Origin of the sequence: Amycolatopsis sp. NPDC047767, from assembly GCF_040704195.1 — a bacterium.
Taxonomy (GTDB): domain Bacteria; phylum Actinomycetota; class Actinomycetes; order Mycobacteriales; family Pseudonocardiaceae; genus Amycolatopsis.
Genome location: NZ_JBEYSJ010000005.1, coordinates 190,786 through 207,919, shown reverse-complemented (window position 1 = coordinate 207,919; position 17,134 = coordinate 190,786). Strand labels below are relative to the sequence as shown.

Sequence of the window (17,134 nt, the reverse complement as noted above, 5' to 3'; positions counted from 1 at the left end):
GCCCGGTTACCCGATCGTGGGATTGTCGGGCGAGGCCGGCTTGCTATGTTGATTCCGCGGTGCCGACCCGAATGAATTGCAGCAGGATAACGAACTCCAATTCGTGCTGGAAACTTTCTCACACGTCCGAAATCCGACGATAGGTGGTTTTCGCTGTGACCGTCACGGACCCCGTGGACTCCGCGAATCAGGAACAACCGCAACTGAGCCTGGGCCGGGCCGCGGCCCGCACGCTCGCGACGACGACCAAGTCCGTTCCGCAGATGCAGGGCATCACCACGCGGTGGCTTCTCAAGGTGCTGCCGTGGGTGGAGGTTTCGGGCGGCGCGTACCGCGTGAACCGCCGGCTGAGCTACGCGGTGGGCGACGGCCGCGTCACGTTCACCACCACCGGCGCCGAGGTCCGCGTGATCCCGCCGGAGCTGGGTGAACTGCCGGCGCTGCGCGGTTTCGACGACGAAGAGGTGCTCATCGAGCTGGCCGGCCGGTTCGTGCAGCACGAGTACTCCCCCGGCGACGCGCTCGTGGAGTTCGGCCACCAGGCCGACCAGATCTTCCTCGTGGCGCACGGCAAGATCAGCAAGGTCGGCACCGGCGCGTACGGCGACCAGACGGTGCTCGGCACACTGGCCGACGGCGACTACTTCGGCGATGCCGTGCTCACCAACGCCGACGGGATCTGGGAGTACACGGCGAAGGCCGTGACCGCGTGCACCGTACTTTCCCTGTCCCGCAGCGAGTTCCAGGGCGTGCTCGACCGCTCCGACGCGCTGCGCGAGCACCTCGACGCCGTCGCCGCCGGTTCGGCCGGGCCGGCCAACGACCACGGCGAGGCGGTGATCGACGTCGCATCCGGGCACGACGGCGAACCACAGCTGCCCGGCACGTTCGTGGACTACGACAGCTCGCCGCGCGAGTACGAGCTGAGCGTGGCGCAGACCGTGCTGCGTGTGCACAGCCGCGTCGCCGACCTCTACAACCAGCCGATGAACCAGATCGAGCAGCAGCTGCGGCTCACGGTCGAGGCCCTGCGCGAGCGGCAGGAGCACGAGCTGGTCAACAACCGCGACTTCGGGCTGCTGCACAACGCGGACTACTCCCAGCGCGTGTCGACCCGCACCGGCCCGCCGACGCCGGACGACTTCGACGACCTGCTTTCCCTGGTGTGGAAGGATCCCGCGGTCTTCCTGGCGCACCCGAAGACGATCGCGGCGTTCGGCCGCGAGTGCAGCCGGCGCGGCGTGTACCCCGACGCCGTGGACCTCGGCGGGCACCAGGTGCCGGCGTGGCGCGGCGTGCCCGTGTTGCCGTGCAACAAGATTCCGGTCACCGACACGCGCACCAGCTCTGTGCTGCTCCTGCGCACCGGAGAGCAGTCGCAGGGTGTCGTCGGTCTGCACCAGACCGGGCTGCCCGACGAGTACCAGCCGGGGCTGAACGTGCGGTTCATGGGCATCAGTGAGCAGGCGATCATGTCGTACCTGGTCAGCGCCTACTACTCCGCCGCCGTGCTGGTGCCCGACGCGCTGGCCGTGCTGGAGAACGCCGAGATCGGGCGCGGTGACTGAGCATGGCCCCGCCCGCCACCCCGCCGCGCCCGCCCGAGGCCGCCCCCGTGCGGCCCGGGTCGGCGCCACTGCCCCCGTCGGCGTTCGGGCCGACGGGCCTGGGCACGAGCGCGCTGCGGATCGTGCCGAGGCCCGCGTCCCAGAGACCTCCCGAAGCTGAGCCCACCAAGCGAGGAACCGCATGACCGTGACCGAAGAGCCGCCGCTTTCCCTCTCCACGCGCGCGGCCCGGACCCTGGCCACCACTACCAAGTCGCTGCCGCAGATGCGCGGCATCACCCCGCGGTGGCTGCTGTCGCAGCTGCCGTGGGTGGAGGTGCCGGCCGGTTCGTACCGCGTGAACCGCCGGCTGACCTACACCGTCGGCGACGGCCGGGTGAGCTTCTTCAACACCGGCGCGCGGGTGCAGGTGGTCCCCGCGGAGCTGGCGGAACTGCCGCTGCTGCGCGGGTTCGCCGACGCCGACGCGCTGTCCGCGCTGGCCGAGCGCTTCGAACAGCGCGAGTACGAGCCGGGCGACACCATCGTGACGGCGGGTTCGCCGCTCGACTCGGTGGTGCTGGTGGCGTTCGACAAGGTTTCGCGCACCGCACCCGGTTCGTACGGCGAGGAGGCGAACCTCGGCACCCTCACCGCCGGCGACCACTTCGGCGGCGAGCTGCTGGGCGGTTCGGCGGGTGACTGGAAGTTCACCGCTCGCGCGGCCACTCGCTGCATCGTGCTGGCGCTGCCGGCGGAGGCGTTCGAGCGGCTCAACGGGCGCGCCGAAAGCCTGCGCGCGCACATCGCCGAGGTGCTGGCCGGCCCGCGGCGCGAGCACAACAAGGCAGGCGAGGCGAGCATCGACCTGTCCGCCGGGCACGACGGCGAGGTCGCGCTGCCGGGTACCTACGTCGACTACGACCCCGCGCCGCGGGAGTACGAGCTCGCGGTGGCGCAGACGATCCTGCGCACGCACAACCGCGTGACCGATCTGTACAACCAGCCGATGAACCAGCTGGAGCAGCAGCTGCGGCTGACCGTGGAGGCGTTGCGGGAGCGGCAGGAGCACGAGCTGGTGAACAGCACGGACTTCGGGCTGTTGCACAACGCGGACCTCGGCCAGCGCGTGACCACACGCAGCGGCCCGCCGACGCCCGACGACCTCGACGAGCTGCTGTGCCGGCGGCGCAAGTCGCGGTTCTTCCTGGCGCACCCCAAGGCGATCGCCGCGTTCGGGCGCGAGTGCACGGCGCGGGGCCTGTACCCGGCGAACGCGGTGCTCGACGGGCGCCGGGTGACGACGTGGCGCGGGGTGCCGCTGCTGCCGTGCGACAAGATCCCGATCTCGCCGCAGGGCACCACGTCGATCCTCGTCATGCGCACCGGCGAGGAGGACGCGGGTGTGATCGGGCTGCGGCCGGCGGCGTTGCCGGACGAGTACCAGCCGGGGCTGAACGTGCGGTTCATGGGCATCAGCGACCGGGCCGTGACTTCGTACCTGGTCAGTGCGTACCACTCGGCCGCGGTGCTGGTGCCAGACGCGCTGGGAGTGCTCGACGACGTCGAGATCGGGCGCTGAGCTTCGTTTTTCCGTTCGGAGGGGATGTATGACCACAGTGGACGCCCGGGCGCGGACGGTGCCGGAGGTGCTGGCGTGGAGCCGGGACCTGTGGGAGCCGGCGATGCGCGCGGCGGTCGACCGGCTGCCCGACTCGATGCGCCGCATCGCCGGCTACCACTTCGGCTGGTGGGACGCGTCGGGCGCCGCGTCGGCCGTCCCGGCCGGCAAAGCCCTGCGGCCGGCGCTGGTGCTGCTGTCCGCGGAGGCCGCGGGCGGCGACCCGGCCGACGCGATCGCCGCCGCCGTGGCGGTGGAGCTGGTGCACAACTTCTCGCTGCTCCACGACGACGTCATGGACGGCGACGAGACCCGCCGCCACCGGGCGACCGCGTGGACCGTGTTCGGCACCAGCCCCGCCATCCTCGCGGGGGACGCGTTGCTGACGTTGGCCTTCGACGTCCTGGCCACGGACGGCCCCGCCGCTGCTCGCGTCCTGAGCACGGCGGTGCTGGACCTGCTCCACGGCCAGAACGAGGACCTCGCCTTCGAACGACGGGCGTCGGTCGACCGGGCCTCCTGCATCCGCATGGCCGAAGGCAAGACGGGCGCCTTGCTCGGCGCCGCCTGCACCCTGGGCGTCCTGGTCGTCGGCGGCCGCGGCACGCACGTCTCGGAACTCGGCGCCTTCGGCCGCTCCCTCGGCCTGGCCTTCCAACACGTCGACGACCTGCTCGGCATCTGGGGCGACCCGGCCGTGACGGGGAAACCGGTGTACTCGGACCTGCAGAACCGGAAGAAGTCCCTGCCGGTCGTGGCGGCCCTCGCTTCGGAGACGGCGGCCGCCGGGGAGCTGGCGGAGCTGTACCGGCAGGAGGCGCCGCTGTCCCCGGCCGAACTGGCCCGGGCCGCGGTCTTGGTCGAGTCGGCGGGCGGACGTTCGTGGAGCTCCGCGGAAGCCGAGCGGTTGCTGGCTTCGGCTTTGTCGTCCCTGGCCGCCACGGCGCCCGCCCCGCGCCCCGCGGCGGAACTGACCTTGCTGGCCCACCACATCACCCGCCGCGACCACTGACCGGCGGCGGCCCGGCCCCGGCGTGCTCGTGCCACTCCCCCGAGGCACGAGCACGCCGTTCCTGCGCGTCGCCGCGGTGTTCGACAGCGATGTCGAAGACTTCTTCCTCGCGCACTTCGCCATGAGCGGCGCGTCGACCGAAGTCGCTCGCGCCCAAGGCCCACCGGGCTGCCCACGGGGCTCGACATCACCACCCGGCTCACCACGTCGCCCGTGATCAGCATCGCGAAGATCCGTGGTCGGCTACGTCAACCGAGCCGTGCCCGACGCCGAACTCGACGAGTACGTCGACGCCCTCGCGAGGCGCATCGCGTCGTTCGGCCGGCAGCCCATCGCCGCGGCCAAGACCCTCGTCAACCGGACGACCCTGCCCGACGTGCGGCATCTCGTGGAAAGCCAGGCGAAGTTCGGCGAGACGCTCACCTGGCTCGAGACCACGGCCCGGGTTCGCGAGCTGTTCGGCCGGGGCTTGCAACAGCCCGGCGACCTCGAGAACCGGTTCGGGTACCACCTCGGCGTGCCGCCGGAAGAAGCAAAGCGAGCGTGACCGAGAGCGCCGACGTTTCTCTCCGGCTGGGTTGCGAAGTGATATTCTGCTTGCTATGGCACCACTGCAAAATGCCACCGAGGAGCTGACCGACGACCCCGCCTGCTCCATCGAGCGAAGCCTGGAAGTGCTCGGCGAACGGTGGACCTTCCTGATCCTGCGCCAGCTCTTCCGCGGCCAGACGCGGTTCAGCGAGCTGCGCGAGTCACTGGGCATCGGCCCCAATCTGCTCAGCGCGCGACTGCGCACGCTGACCGCCGCCGGGGTCGTGGAAACCGCGCCGTACCAGGAAATCGGGGCGCGTCCGCGGCAGAGTTACCACCTCACCGAGGCCGGGAGGGAGCTGCGGGTCGTGCTCCTCGGGCTGCAGCAGTGGGGTGACGTGCACCGGCCGCGGCCGGCCGGGCCTTCGGCCGTACGGCGGTCGAAGACGACGGGAAAGGCCGTGCGAGTGGCGTTCGTCGACGAGGACGGGGTCGAGGTGCCCGTCGACGACGTGGAGATCCTCGCGCGGTGAGTCCCCTGGGCGAGCTCTCATCGCCTGAGTACTAAATCTGTATTCAGAGTGATAGTGTGGCGCCCGGAAGGGAGCCACCATGGACATCAAAGGATCTGTCGCGCTGGTCACCGGAGCCAACCGCGGCATCGGCCACGCCTTCGCCCGCGCGCTCGTCGAGCACGGCGCCGCGAAGGTCTACGCGGGTGCACGAGACCCGGCGACGGTCACCGACCCCGACCTGACGCCGCTGCGCCTGGACGTCACCAGCGCCGAGGACATCGCGGCCGCCGCGGCCGCGGCGGGCGACGCCACGATCGTGATCAACAATGCCGGCATCCTCGGCAACGTCGGCGAACTGCTTGCCGGCTCACTGGACACCGCCCGGCAGGTTCTGGAGGTCAACTTCTTCGGCACCTGGGCGGTCTCGCGGGCGTTCGCGCCCGTCCTCGCCCGCAACGGCGGCGGCGCGCTGGTCAACATGCTCTCCGTGGCGTCCTGGAAGGGCAACGCGAGAACCGCCGCCTACTCGGCGTCCAAGGCGGCCCAGTGGTCGCTGACCGACGCGCTGCGCGAAGGTCTGCGCGACCAGGGCACGCTGGTGGTGGGCGTGCACGCCGGGTACGTGGACACCGACGGCGCCGCGTGGCTGGACGCCCCGAAGATCGAGCCGGCGCAGGTCGCGGCGAAGACCATGCAGGCGTTGCTGGACGACCGCGTCGAGGTCCTGGCCGACGACGCGGCGCGCCGCCTCAAGGCCACCCTTTCCCAGCCCCTCGACTGAGGACCCGCTACTTACCCGGCCGAGTCAAGCCGTCGTCGCCGGCACCGCGCGACAGGACCACCTCGTCGGTGTTCGCCAGCGCCTCCGTGCCGCGTGGGGTGGGCGGAGCGGAGGTCAAGTCGCGCAGGCGGATCGGCGGGCCGAGGTCGATCAGCGTCGGGAGGTACTCCGCCTTGGACACGGCCCAGTGGCCGTCCGTCTGCGTGAAGGTGAAGCGGGCGGCCGTGCCTTCTTCGGTGGAGCCGCGGGGGTCGTCGTGGCGGGCGATCTCGTTGCCGAGGCCGTAGGCGACCCACTTGCCCTCGACCTTTTCAAACGGCTGGACCACGTGGGCGTGATGCCCGACGATCAGGTCGACGTCGGGAGAGGCCAGCAGCTTGCGGGCCAGCGAAGCCTGGTCGTCTGTCACCGAGTGCTGGTACTCGATCCCCCAGTGCAGGCTGGCGATCACGACCTCGGCGCCGGCCGCGCGGGCGGCGTGGGCGGCCGCGAGGATGTCGTCGGCGTCGATTTCGTTGGCCAGCCAGGGTTTGCCGGCGGGGACCTTGATGCCGTTGAAGCCGAAGGCGAACGACAGTTGCGCCACCTTCACGCCGTGGACGTCGAGGATCAGCGGCTGCGAAGCCTCGGCCTCCGAGCGCGCGGAGCCCGTGTGCTTGAGGCCCACCTCGTCCAGCTTGTCCAACGTCCGCGTGATGCTGGCCGCGCCCTTGTCCAGCGTGTGGTTCGAAGCCGTGGAGCAGGTGTCGTAGCCGGTGTCCTTGATGGCGTCGGCGATCTGCGGCGGCGCGCTGAACGACGGGTACCCGGTGTACGGCCCGCCCTCGGGCGCGAGTGGCGTCTCGAGGTGGCAGATGGCCAGGTCGGCCCCGGACACGAGCGGCTTGACGCCCGCGAGGATCTGGCGGTAGTCGATCTGCCCGCCGCCATCGGCCTCGGCCTGGTCGGTGAGCGCGGGGTGGATCAGCACGTCGCCCGTCGCCACGACCGTGAACGACGTCGGCGCGGCCGAAGAAGGCAAGCCTGCGGGCGCCGAAGGAGCCGGCAACGCGGCCTGCGGTGCCCCGCTGCACCCCGCCAGCACCAGCACGGCACCGGCCCACCCGAGGATCGAGCGGCGGATGTGCGTCATGTTCGCCCCCTTTGTCCAGCTGCCGTCGACATCCTGCCGCATGTCGACCGGACAAGACGCAACGCCCGCCATGACGGACCGTAATCGAACCCAAGTCAACAAGAAAACCCACCAGCAACCGAAATAGCAACACGATCAGGGCGGAGCAACAAACCCTGGTCAGCCGGGAAAAAATACGATAATTAGCGCCCAACCACCAGTAGGAAAATCACTCTCCGTAGGTATCCATCCGCTAACTGCGGCAGAACCTGTGGTTGACGTCACCCGCTCCAGTGTCTTGTAATACGAGTTACGCGGAGTTCACGCCCACGCAACAGTCGTCCTCGGCCCCCATGGGAGCACTCGATGTCCACATACCCGCACAGATCACGCACCTGGAGCGTTGTTGGTTGTTGTTTGATTGCCGGTGCAGTGTTGGTAGGATGCTCCTCCGGCAAGGACACCGCCGCGCCCGCGCAGCAGGCGCCGACGAACGGCAAGATCACGCTCTACTACCTGCAGAAGCAGGGTGATCAGCAGTACTTCGTGGAGCAGGCGCAGGGCGCCCAGGAGAAGGCGAAGGAGCTGGGTGTCGACCTCAAGGTCGTCAACCTCGGCCAGGACGCCAACAAGGCCATCACCGAGCTCGACGCCGCGGTCGCGCAGGGGGCCAACGGCGTCGCCATCGTGGTGCCCGACCAGGCCATCGGCCCGGAGGTCATCGACAAGGCGAAGTCCGCCGGCATCCCGCTGATCTCCTCCGACGACGTGATCAAGGACGGCACCGGCAAGGCCGCCCCGTTCGTCGGCTTCAACGGCACGCAGATGGGCACCTCGGTCGGCCAGGAGGCCGCGAAGCTGTTCAAGGCCGCCGGCTGGTCCGCCGCCGACACCAAGGTGATCAGCGCCTACAAGCAGGACCTCACCGTCTGCACCGACCGCGTCAACGGCGCCAAGGCCGCGTTCGAGAAGGACGCCGGCGCGCAGGTCGACGTGATCGACGTGGGCACCGACAACTCCCCCGTCGACGCCCAGAACCGCTCCGGCGCCGTGATCAGCTCCAACCCCGGCGTGAAGCACTGGGTCGTGTGGGGCTGCAACGACGAGAACGAGACCGGGGTCGTCACCGCGCTCGCCAACTCGGGCGTCGCCGCGAACAACATCATCGGCGTGGGCCTCGGCGCCTACCTCGACTGCAAGGACTGGGCCGCGGGCAAGGACACCGGCAACAAGTCCTCGCTCTACATCTCGGGCGCCGAGGTGGGCCGCACCGCGATCCAGGTCCTCGTCGACAAGGTCAAGAACGGCAAGGACCTCCCGCTCGAGACCATCGCCAAGACCCAGATGGTGAACAAGGACACCTTCAAGGCGGCCGGCGTCAACTGCACCTGACCCGACCACGGCCCGGGGGTGTCCACACGCGACACTCCCGGGCTCACCTGTGAAGGAAGGCTCACCATGGCCAGTTCCACGGCGCTCATCGCCGAGGGCATCGGCAAGCGCTTCTCCGGCGTCACCGCGCTCGACGACGTGACGCTGGAGTTCCACTCCGGCGAGGTGCTCGCGCTCATGGGCGAGAACGGCGCCGGCAAGTCGACGCTGCTGCGTGTGCTCTCGGGCGACCACGAGCCCAGCGACGGCACGCTGCGGGTCGACGGCGAGCCGGTGGTGTTCGACAACCCGCGCGCCGCGATGGCCGCGGGCGTGCGCGTGATCTACCAGGAACCGGAGATCATCCCGCACGTCTCGGTGGCGGAGAACGTGTTCGTGGGCGAGCTGCCCTCGCGCGCCCGCGTGTTCAGCCGCCGCACGCTCAACCAGCGCACGCACGAAGCGCTCGTCGAGTACGGCTTCGAAGGCGTGCTCGACCCGGCCACGCCCGGCAGCAAGCTCTCGGCCGCGCAGCGCCAGCTCGTCGAGATCCTGCGCGTGCTCACCGCGGCCACCCCGCCGCGTGTGATCGCCTTCGACGAGCCCACCTCGTCGCTCTCGGAGCACGAGGTCGACGCGCTGTTCCGGCTCATCCGCCGCCTGCGCGACTCCGGCGTGGCCGTGGTCTACGTGTCACACCGCATGAAGGAGATCTTCCAGCTCGCCGACCGCGTGGCCGTGCTGCGCGACGGCAAGCTCGTCGGCGTGCAGCAGGCGGCGGAGTCCGACGAGAACCAGCTGGTGCGCATGATGATCGGCCGCGACCTCTCGGCGCTGGAGCGGCGTGAGACCGCCGAGACCGGCGAGGTCGTGCTGCGGCTGGAGGGCGTGACCACCGACGACGTCACCGACGTCTCGTTCGAGGTCCGCGCCGGTGAGGTCGTGTGCCTGGCCGGGCTGGTCGGCGCCGGACGTTCCGAGCTGGCGCGCGCGATCGTCGGCGACCTGCCCGTGCGGTCGGGAAAGCTGGAACTCGACGGGAAACCGTTCAAGGCCCGCACGCCCGGCGACGCGGTGAAGGCGGGCATCGGCTTCGCGCCCGAGGAACGCAAGACCGACGCGTTGCTGATGCAGCGTTCCGTGCGCGACAACGTCTCCATCGCCGTGCTCGACCGTCTGCGCCGCTTCCGCGTGATCCGGCGGGCGAAGGAGCGCGAGCTCGTGGCGGAGTACATCCGCGAGTTGCGCGTGCGCACGCCGTCGATGGAGCAGGAGGTGCGCAAGCTTTCGGGCGGCAACCAGCAGAAGGCCGTGCTCGCGCGCTGGCTCGCCCGCCGGCCCCAGCTGCTGATCCTCGACGAGCCCACCCGTGGCGTCGACGTCGGCGCGAAAGCAGAGATCTACCGCATCATCGACGGTCTCGCCGCCGAAGGCATCGCCCTGCTGGTGATCTCGTCCGACCTGCCTGAAGTCCTCTCGCTGGCCGACCGCATCGTCGTGATGCGCGCCGGGCACGTCGCGGGCCAGCTGAACCGCGACGAAGCGACCGAAGAAGCCGTACTGACCCTGGCCATCCCGGCGACGGAGCCGGCCGCCGAAGACATCCAGGAGGTGGGGGCGTGAGCACCCCGACCCGGCCCAGCCCCGCGCAGGAGCAGCCGACCGAACACCCCGACCCGCACCGCGTGTCCACCGCGCGCAAGGTGCTCAACGGCATCGGCGTGCAGAACAGCAGCCTGATCATCACGCTCGTGGTGCTCGTCGTGCTGCTCTCGACGCTGAACGACAACTTCTTCCGCACCAACAACCTGCTGCTCATCGGCAGCGCGATCACCATCATGGGCCTGCTGTCGCTGGTGCAGACGCTGGTGATCATCCTTGGCGCGCTCGACATCTCGGTCGGCTCGATGGCCGGGCTCGCGTCGGTGATCTCGGCGATGGCGTTCACGTCCACCGGCAGCTCGATCGTCGGCATCCTCGCCGCGGTCGGCACCGGGATCGCGTGTGGTCTGGTCAACGGCCTGATCATCATCTTCGGCCGCGTGAACCCGGTCGTCGCCACCCTGGCCACGCTCGCCACGTACAAGGGCATCGCGCAGGTCGTGTCCGACGGCAAGGCCCAGGGCTACACCGGCGCCGACGACCTGTTCATCTTCCTGGCCAAGGGCAGCGTGCTCGGGCTGCCGACGCTGGTGTGGGTGTTCCTGATCGTCGCGGCGGTGCTGCACTTCCTGCTGAAGTACACCGACATCGGCCGCAACGTGTTCGCCATCGGCGGCAACGACACGGCCGCGCGCCTGGCGGGCATCAACATCAACCGCTACATCATCGGCGTCTACGCGCTCGTCGGTGTGGTCGCGGCCATCGCGGGTGTGCTGATCACCGCCCGCACGGGCTCGGGTCAGCCGACGTCCGGGTCCGAGGGCTTGGAGCTGCAGGCCGTCACGGGCGCGGCGCTCGGCGGCACGATGCTCAAGGGCGGCAAGGGATCCATCGTCTCCACGGTGCTGGCGGTGTTCATCCTCGGCGTGCTCGACAACGGCATGTCGGGCCTGGGCATCAACCAGTTCTGGCAGAACGTGGCCCACGGCGCGCTGCTCGTGGTCGCCGTCGTGCTGCAGCAGCTGCGCAGCGGGGAGCGCCGCGTCGGTCTGCCCGCCTGACGTGGGTGCCGACGGGGCCGGCCTGCACGCCCGCATCGTCGACGCGCTGGGCCGGCTGATCGTCGAAGGGGCGCTGCCCACCGGCGAGCCGATCGTGCCCGAGGACATCGGGCGCCGGTTCAAGGCCTCCCGGACGGTGGTCCGGGAGGCCTTGCGGGTGCTGGAGTCGAAGGGGCTCGTGGCGGCGCGGCCGCGCGTCGGCACGTGGCCGCAGCCGCCGGAATCGTGGGACGCGATCGACCCCGACGTGATCGGCTGGCGGGTCCGCGGGCCGGATTCGATTCGGCAGCTGCACGACCTGATGGAGCTGCGCCACCTCGTGGAGCCACAGGCCGCGCGGCTGGCGGCGCGGCACCGCGCGCCGGACGAGCTCTCCGCGCTGGCGGCGGCGTACGGGCTGATGACCGACGCCGTGGAACGCGAGGACACCGGGGCGTTCACCGAGGCCGACACGCTGTTCCACGCCGCGCTGGTGCGGGCCGCGGGCAACGCGTTGCTCACCCAGCTGCAAGTGCCGGTCGTCGCCGCCCTGCGCGCCGCGCCCGAGCCGACGGCGGGCACGCTCGTGGCGCATTCGCGCGTGCTCACCACGGTGCTCGCGAAGAACGCCGACGGAGCCGAGAACGCGACGCGCCGGCTGCTGGAAACCGTTGCGGCGTACCACTCACCGGCACCTTGACACGCCCAGTGGTCCACACCATAGTCCGTGATCGACCGGCCACCGATCACGATGGCCTCCGCCGCCATGAGCTGCTTGAGGAGGACGCACCCATGCGTTTCCCGGGAATCCGCGGTTTCGCCGTGCTCGCGGCGGCGGTGACGGCCGGTGGGCTGGCGCCGGCCGTGGCGAGTGCGGCACCGGCGGCGCCGGCCGCGCAGTGCGCCGTGGCCGACGCGATGGTGAAGGCCGGTGACTACTGGGTCGCCCACGGGACGAACCTCGCGCCGGCCGACTGGCAGAACGCGACGTTCCACGTGGGCAACCTCGCCGTGGTCCGCACCACCGGCGTGTCCAACCACCAGACGCTGCCGTGGGGCGAGGCGAACAACTACCTGCTGCCGACCACGCCGGGCCAGCCGTTCGCGGCCGAAGACGAGGCCGCCGGCGAGGCGTACCTCGACCTGTACACCTACTTCCACCCCGACCCGCCGATCCTCGCCGACCTGCGTTCGCGCCTGGCCGACGAGGTCGCGAGCGTGCAGGCCGGGCACACGGGCTACTGGGACCACGTGAGCGCGCTGAACATGGCGATGCCCTCGTTCGCCCGCATCGGCGTGATGGACTCCTCGGAGCCGACGCTCGCCGCGATGCAGAAGCTCTTCCAGCACACGGAAAAGAGCCTGTTCGACGAGTTCTCCGGCTTGTGGCGCACCGATGCGCACTCGCTGTCGTACTGGTCGCAGGGCAACGGCTGGGCGCTGGCGGCCCTGACCAAGGTGCTGCAGGTGCTGCCCGCAAACGACCCGCGGCGCCCGGAGTACCTGCGCGTGTTCAAGAAGATGGCGACGACGCTGAGCGTGCTGCAGCGGCCGGACGGCTTCTGGAACGCCAATCTGCTGAACCCGTTCGGCGGCCCGGAGAGCAGCGGCACCTCGCTGATCACCTACGGCCTCGCGTGGGGCGTCAACGCCGGGGTCCTCGACAGCCGCTGGTTCGAGCCGGTGGTCGACCGCGCGTGGAAGTCCTTGTCCACCAAGGCGGAGAACGCCGACGGCTTCGTGGGTTACGTCCAGCCGAAGACCGACGGACCCGGTTCGGCCAAGGCCACGGACACCTCGGCCGCCGGTGTTGGGGCCTTCCTCCTGGCCGGTCAGCAGGTCGCGGACCTCACCCCGGGGTGCGCGCTGCCGCCCGCCAGCTGAACCGAGGAAACGTGAAGGGCCGCCACTCTCGTCGTGGCGGCCCTTCCGTCTACTTGAGACAGTCTTGGGGGTCGCCGCGGGTCAAGGCGGGGTCGGTTTGCTCGAACGTGCGTGCCACGCCCGGGCCGGAGGTCCGCGTCTCGAAGCGCACGGTCACGCGGCCGTGGCCGGCGCCCTGGACCCAGCCCGTGCCGAACTCCGGGTGCACCACGTCGTCGCCCGGGCGCCAGCCGCTCGACGACACCGGGGCCGACCCACCCGGTGACGGCACCACCGCCACCACGGGCTCGGCCGAGGCCCCCGGCACGGCCAGGGTGAACAACGCGTCTTGGTGCGGCACGGAAAGCCCGCTGAACGCCACGCCGACCAGCCGCACGCCGCCGAACTCCTGCGGATCCAGCAGCAACCGCTCGGCGGTGGCGACGAGCTGGTTGAGGTCGTCGGTGGGCGAGGCCGTGGTCTCCGAGCGGGTCACCGTGCTCATGTCCGTGTGCCGCAGCTTGATCACGACCGTGCGCGCCACCCGGCCCGCCTTCACCAGCCGCGAGTGCGCGCCCGCCGCGATCTTGCGGACTTCCGCGCGCAACCGGGTGAGGTCCACGATGTCGACGTCGAACGTCGTCTCCGCGCTGACCTGCTTGGCCTCCCCGCGTTCGGCCACGGGCCGGTCGTCCGTGCCGCCGGCCAGCTTGCGCAGCTCCCGGCCGACGACCCCGCCCAGCGTCGCCACCGCGTCCGGCTCCGACAACGCCGCCAGCTCGCCCAGCGTCAGCACCCCGATCGTTCGCAGCTTCGCCTCCGCCACGGGCCCGATCCCCCACAGCGCCCGCACCGGCAACGGCGCCAGGAACTCCCGTTCGGTGCCCGGCGGAACCACGAGCAGGCCGTCGGGTTTGGCCCGGTCCGAGCCGATCTTCGCGACCTGTTTGCCCGTGCCCGCCCCGATCGAGGCCGTGAGCCCGGTTTCCGCCCGAATCCGCGCCCGCAGCTCCTCCGCGAACCGCGTCACGTCCGCCACCGACGCACCGGCCAGCGAAGGCGGCTCCGCGAACGCCTCGTCCAGCGAAATCCGCTCCAGCACCGGTGCGACGTCGGCGACGATGTCGAAGACCTGCTTGCTCAACGTCTCGTACAACCGGAACCTCGGCGGCAGGATCACCGCCCCCGGCGGCAGCAACCGGCGCGCCTGCGACATCGGCATCGCCGACCGCGCGCCGTACACCCGCGATTCGTAACTCGCCCCGGCGACGACCCCACGCGGCCCGGTCCCGCCGACCACGACGGCGCGGCCCCGCAGCGTCGGGCGCGTGAGCTGCTCGACCGAGGCGTAGAAGGCGTCCAGGTCGAGGTGGACGACCCAGCGGGTCACGTCAGCTCCCGCCGGTGGCGTCCAGCAGCCGGTGCAACGCCGTCGTGTAGGACTCGAACGCCGCGCGGCCCTTGGCGGTCAGCTTCACGAGCGTGACGGGCGTGCGGTGCTCGTAGGCCTTGGTGATCTCCACGTACTCGGCGTCTTCGAGCTTGCGCAGGTGCGTGGAGAGGTTGCCGGCCGTCATGTCGAGGAGCTGCTGCAGCCGCGGGAAGGTGATCTGGTCGCCGTGGTGCAGCCCGGCGAGCGCGACCGTGACGCGCAGCCTGGCCTGGGCGTGGATCACCGGGTCGAGCTCCGGCAGGCTCGCCTCCGTCACGTGCCGGCCCGCCCGCCGGTGCGCGCGGGCCGGCAACGCAGGTCACGCACGAAGTACACGAGCGCCGCGACGAGGAACCCGCCGCCGCCGGCCAGGCACAGCACGAGGAAGTTGCCCGGAACACCGACGAGCACGCTCGCGCCACCCGACACGATGATCCACACCCCGAAGCCGTACTGCAGCTTGTCCTGCCACAACATCCCGCCGGCGAGGTAGAGCATGCCGGTGAGCAGCAGTGAGGAGCCCGACCACAGCAGGGAAATCGTGTGCGGGTCGAGCGCGCCCTTGTTCATGATGCTGATGTTGATCAGCGACAGCGCGGCGAACGAGATCATCCAGCTCCAGCCGTACATCGCGCCGGTGCGCCGAGACGGGCCGCGTATGCCCCGGCTGATGCGGCCGCCGTAGTAGGCGGAGTACGCGATGGCCGCCACGAACAGCACCCCGACCACGATCGCCGCGACCCACCCGGGCATGAGCGGCCTCGCGTGGCTGTCGTCGGACAGGTACACCAGGCCCCAGCCGACCAGCCACGTGAAGGCCCAGACGCCGAGCAGACGCGCCGGGCTGGCCCCCAGCTCCCGGCGCGTCCGCTCGTTCTGCCGGGCGATGAGGTTCAGCGACTCGGCGGCCGACATCGGCTGCTCTTCGTCGTCATCCACCTTGTTTCGCCCTCCCACCGTGCTGACCCCACATGCAGCACGGAAGTTAACACGTCAACCGACTTTGGCCGTGTCCAACCGGAACCGCCGCACCACCACGAGCGCAGGGATGACGAGCCACGCCGCGAGCACCGCCACCGCGAGGCCGAGACCGTTCGCACCGCCCACCGGCATCGTGCCGACGCGGCCGAGCCAGTAGGTCGGGACGAAGTGCGCGATCGTGGTCATCCAGGCCGGCATGATCGACAGCGGCATCCACAACCCGCCGAACACCCCGAGCGGCAGCATCAGCGCGCCGGTCATCGCGCCCACCGTGTCGCCCTTGCCGAACAGCCCGAGCAGCAGGCCCAGCACGGCGAACGGCAGGGCCCCGAGCCACAGCGCCACCGCGGTGAGCACCCATTGCGTGGCCGTCAGGTCGACCCCGCGCAGGGCGCCGGCCACGAAGATCACCACGAGCACCGGCAAAGCCATCGCCATGGCGGAGGCGATCTTCACGAACACGTAGTCCGGCGCGCGCATCGGCGTGAGACGAAGCTGCCGCTGCCAGCCGTCGGTGCGTTCGGTGGCCACGCGCGTGCCGGTGAACAACGCGCCGCTCAAGGCGCCGTACGCGCCCATGTTGATCATCGTGGTCGTGCTCGCCTTCAGCCCGTCCGGGCCGACGTAGTCGCCGAACAGGCCGCCGAAGAGCAGGAACATGCCCAGCGGCACGGCGATCGTGAACAGCGCGAACTGCGGGCTGCGCACGATGCGCAGGATCTCCAGGCGCAGGTAAACGAGGTTCATCGCAGGGCTCCTTCCGGCTCGTCGGTGTGCTCGTCGCCCGTCAGCGCGAGGAACGCTTCTTCCAGGCCGACGGCGGTGATCTCGATGTCGCTCGCGTCCGGGAAGGTGGTGAGCAGGGCGCGGATCGCCAGGTCGGAGTCGGCACACGCCAGCTCGGCGCGGCCGCCCTGAAGGCGTGCGGTCGTGACCCCGGCGAGCGCGGCCAGCTCGGCCTCGCTCGCGCCCGGCACCACGGCCCGCAGCACACGTCCGGACACGGCGGCGCGGACCTCGGCGACCGAGCCGTCGGCGACGACGCGGCCGTGGCGCACGAGCACCACGCGGTCGGCGAAATCCTCGGCCTCGGCCAGGTAGTGCGTGGCGAACAGCACCGTGCGGCCGCCTGCGCTGAACTCGTGCATCGAGGCCCAGAACGAGCGCCGGCCGTCCACGTCCATGGCGGCGGTCGGCTCGTCGAGCACCAGCAGCTCGGGGTCGCCGGCCAGGGCCAGCGCGTAGCGCACGCGCTGCAGCTGGCCGCCGGAAAGCTTGCCGCAGCGGCGGTTCGCGAAATCCGTGATGCCGGCGCGTTCGAAGACCTCCGCGGCCGGCAGCGGGTCGCGGTACATCGAGCGCATCAGCCCGACGAGCTCGGCCGGCGTGGTGTCGCGCAGCAGGAAGCCGTTCTGCACCATCGCGGCCATGCGCCCGGCGTCGACGGCCGCCCGCGCGTCGCCGCCGAACACCCGCACCTCGCCCTCGTCGGGCCGCGTGAGCCCGAGCAGCATGTCGATGGTGGTCGACTTGCCGGCGCCGTTGGGGCCGAGCAGCGCCACGACCTCGCCGCGGCTGACCTCGATGCTCAGCCCCTCGACAGCGTGCACCGGCCCGAACCGTTTCGTCAGGCCTCTCAGACTGAACGCCTCACTCATCCCGTCCCCCGTCGACTTTGCGTTGCAAACCTGCTGGGGAACTTTGTAACACAAACCTCGTTGTGATGA

The 17,134-nt window shown here is 70.6% G+C and carries 17 protein-coding genes; 11 read left to right on the top strand and 6 right to left on the bottom strand.

Going from position 1 to position 17,134, the window contains the following annotated elements:
* Positions 1–155: 155 nt before the first annotated feature.
* From AB0878_RS12020 to AB0878_RS11995, 6 genes are all read left to right on the top strand, one after another.
* Positions 156–1,568: a family 2B encapsulin nanocompartment shell protein gene (locus AB0878_RS12020; RefSeq protein WP_366579073.1), complete on the top strand. Its 1,413-nt coding sequence runs from the start codon at positions 156–158 to the stop codon at positions 1,566–1,568.
* Between the two features lie 181 nt (positions 1,569–1,749).
* Complete coding sequence (locus AB0878_RS12015; protein ID WP_366579071.1) at positions 1,750–3,129, top strand: family 2B encapsulin nanocompartment shell protein; 1,380 nt, start codon at positions 1,750–1,752, stop codon at positions 3,127–3,129.
* 28 nt (positions 3,130–3,157) lie between these two features.
* Positions 3,158–4,180: a family 2 encapsulin nanocompartment cargo protein polyprenyl transferase gene (locus tag AB0878_RS12010; protein WP_366579070.1), complete on the top strand. Its 1,023-nt coding sequence runs from the start codon at positions 3,158–3,160 to the stop codon at positions 4,178–4,180.
* A 235-nt stretch (positions 4,181–4,415) separates the two neighbouring features.
* Positions 4,416–4,727, top strand: coding sequence for a hypothetical protein (locus tag AB0878_RS12005; protein WP_366579068.1), 312 nt, complete (start codon positions 4,416–4,418; stop codon positions 4,725–4,727).
* A gap of 55 nt (positions 4,728–4,782) precedes the next feature.
* Positions 4,783–5,244 carry a helix-turn-helix domain-containing protein gene (locus AB0878_RS12000; protein ID WP_366579066.1) on the top strand — a complete coding sequence of 154 codons (462 nt, stop codon included), beginning with the start codon at positions 4,783–4,785 and terminating at the stop codon, positions 5,242–5,244.
* Positions 5,245–5,323: 79 nt separating this feature from the next.
* Complete coding sequence (locus tag AB0878_RS11995) at positions 5,324–6,007, top strand: SDR family oxidoreductase (protein WP_366579064.1); 684 nt, start codon at positions 5,324–5,326, stop codon at positions 6,005–6,007.
* A 7-nt stretch (positions 6,008–6,014) separates the two neighbouring features.
* Here the strand turns inward: AB0878_RS11995 and AB0878_RS11990 are convergent, their stop codons facing one another.
* Positions 6,015–7,139, bottom strand: a complete 1,125-nt coding sequence (locus AB0878_RS11990) for a CapA family protein (protein ID WP_366579062.1) — start codon at positions 7,137–7,139, stop codon at positions 6,015–6,017.
* Positions 7,140–7,550: 411 nt separating this feature from the next.
* Here AB0878_RS11990 and AB0878_RS11985 point away from each other — a divergent pair, with 411 nt between their 5' ends.
* The 5 genes from AB0878_RS11985 to AB0878_RS11965 all read left to right on the top strand — a co-directional run bounded on the left by AB0878_RS11985 (position 7,551) and on the right by AB0878_RS11965 (position 13,015).
* Positions 7,551–8,510 carry a substrate-binding domain-containing protein gene (locus AB0878_RS11985; protein ID WP_366579061.1) on the top strand — a complete coding sequence of 320 codons (960 nt, stop codon included), beginning with the start codon at positions 7,551–7,553 and terminating at the stop codon, positions 8,508–8,510.
* A gap of 66 nt (positions 8,511–8,576) precedes the next feature.
* Positions 8,577–10,112 carry a sugar ABC transporter ATP-binding protein gene (locus AB0878_RS11980; protein WP_366579059.1) on the top strand — a complete coding sequence of 512 codons (1,536 nt, stop codon included), beginning with the start codon at positions 8,577–8,579 and terminating at the stop codon, positions 10,110–10,112.
* On the top strand, positions 10,109–11,152 hold the full coding sequence (locus AB0878_RS11975) for an ABC transporter permease (RefSeq protein ID WP_366579057.1): 1,044 nt from the start codon (positions 10,109–10,111) through the stop codon (positions 11,150–11,152). The genes AB0878_RS11980 and AB0878_RS11975 overlap by 4 nt, the downstream gene beginning before the upstream one ends.
* A 1-nt stretch (position 11,153) precedes the next feature.
* On the top strand, positions 11,154–11,831 hold the full coding sequence (locus AB0878_RS11970) for an FCD domain-containing protein (RefSeq protein WP_366579055.1): 678 nt from the start codon (positions 11,154–11,156) through the stop codon (positions 11,829–11,831).
* Positions 11,832–11,923: 92 nt separating this feature from the next.
* The gene (locus AB0878_RS11965) at positions 11,924–13,015 is read left to right on the top strand and encodes a glycoside hydrolase family 88 protein (RefSeq protein ID WP_366579053.1); all 1,092 of its coding nucleotides are present in this window, start codon (positions 11,924–11,926) and stop codon (positions 13,013–13,015) included.
* Positions 13,016–13,064: 49 nt separating this feature from the next.
* Here AB0878_RS11965 and AB0878_RS11960 read toward each other — a convergent pair whose 3' ends face one another.
* The 5 genes from AB0878_RS11960 to AB0878_RS11940 form a co-directional block, all read right to left on the bottom strand.
* A complete protein-coding gene (locus AB0878_RS11960) occupies positions 13,065–14,384 on the bottom strand; it encodes a DNA polymerase IV (protein ID WP_366579051.1) in 1,320 nt (439 codons plus the stop codon).
* A gap of 1 nt (position 14,385) precedes the next feature.
* A complete protein-coding gene (locus tag AB0878_RS11955; RefSeq protein WP_220246822.1) occupies positions 14,386–14,703 on the bottom strand; it encodes a transcriptional regulator in 318 nt (105 codons plus the stop codon).
* Positions 14,700–15,341: a hypothetical protein gene (locus tag AB0878_RS11950; protein WP_366579355.1), complete on the bottom strand. Its 642-nt coding sequence runs from the start codon at positions 15,339–15,341 to the stop codon at positions 14,700–14,702. The genes AB0878_RS11955 and AB0878_RS11950 overlap by 4 nt, the downstream gene beginning before the upstream one ends.
* Before the next feature lie 78 nt (positions 15,342–15,419).
* Complete coding sequence (locus tag AB0878_RS11945) at positions 15,420–16,154, bottom strand: ABC transporter permease (protein WP_366579049.1); 735 nt, start codon at positions 16,152–16,154, stop codon at positions 15,420–15,422.
* Entirely contained in the window at positions 16,151–17,065 is a 915-nt protein-coding gene (locus AB0878_RS11940; protein WP_366579047.1) for an ABC transporter ATP-binding protein, read from the bottom strand. The genes AB0878_RS11945 and AB0878_RS11940 overlap by 4 nt, the downstream gene beginning before the upstream one ends.
* Positions 17,066–17,134: the final 69 nt, after the last annotated feature.

What these genes read in the sequence shown, in the direction of transcription:
- AB0878_RS12000 (WP_366579066.1), top strand. Translation starts at nt 4,783, where the DNA reads ATGGCACCACTGCAAAATGCCACCGAGGAGCTGACCGACGACCCCGCC.
- AB0878_RS11995 (WP_366579064.1), top strand. Translation starts at nt 5,324, where the DNA reads ATGGACATCAAAGGATCTGTCGCGCTGGTCACCGGAGCCAACCGCGGC.
- AB0878_RS12015 (WP_366579071.1), top strand. Translation starts at nt 1,750, where the DNA reads ATGACCGTGACCGAAGAGCCGCCGCTTTCCCTCTCCACGCGCGCGGCC.
- AB0878_RS11965 (WP_366579053.1), top strand. Translation starts at nt 11,924, where the DNA reads ATGCGTTTCCCGGGAATCCGCGGTTTCGCCGTGCTCGCGGCGGCGGTG.
- AB0878_RS11950 (WP_366579355.1), bottom strand. Translation starts at nt 15,341, where the DNA reads ATGTCGGCCGCCGAGTCGCTGAACCTCATCGCCCGGCAGAACGAGCGG.
- AB0878_RS12010 (WP_366579070.1), top strand. Translation starts at nt 3,158, where the DNA reads ATGACCACAGTGGACGCCCGGGCGCGGACGGTGCCGGAGGTGCTGGCG.
- AB0878_RS11945 (WP_366579049.1), bottom strand. Translation starts at nt 16,154, where the DNA reads ATGAACCTCGTTTACCTGCGCCTGGAGATCCTGCGCATCGTGCGCAGC.
- AB0878_RS11980 (WP_366579059.1), top strand. Translation starts at nt 8,577, where the DNA reads ATGGCCAGTTCCACGGCGCTCATCGCCGAGGGCATCGGCAAGCGCTTC.
- AB0878_RS11940 (WP_366579047.1), bottom strand. Translation starts at nt 17,065, where the DNA reads ATGAGTGAGGCGTTCAGTCTGAGAGGCCTGACGAAACGGTTCGGGCCG.
- AB0878_RS11990 (WP_366579062.1), bottom strand. Translation starts at nt 7,139, where the DNA reads ATGACGCACATCCGCCGCTCGATCCTCGGGTGGGCCGGTGCCGTGCTG.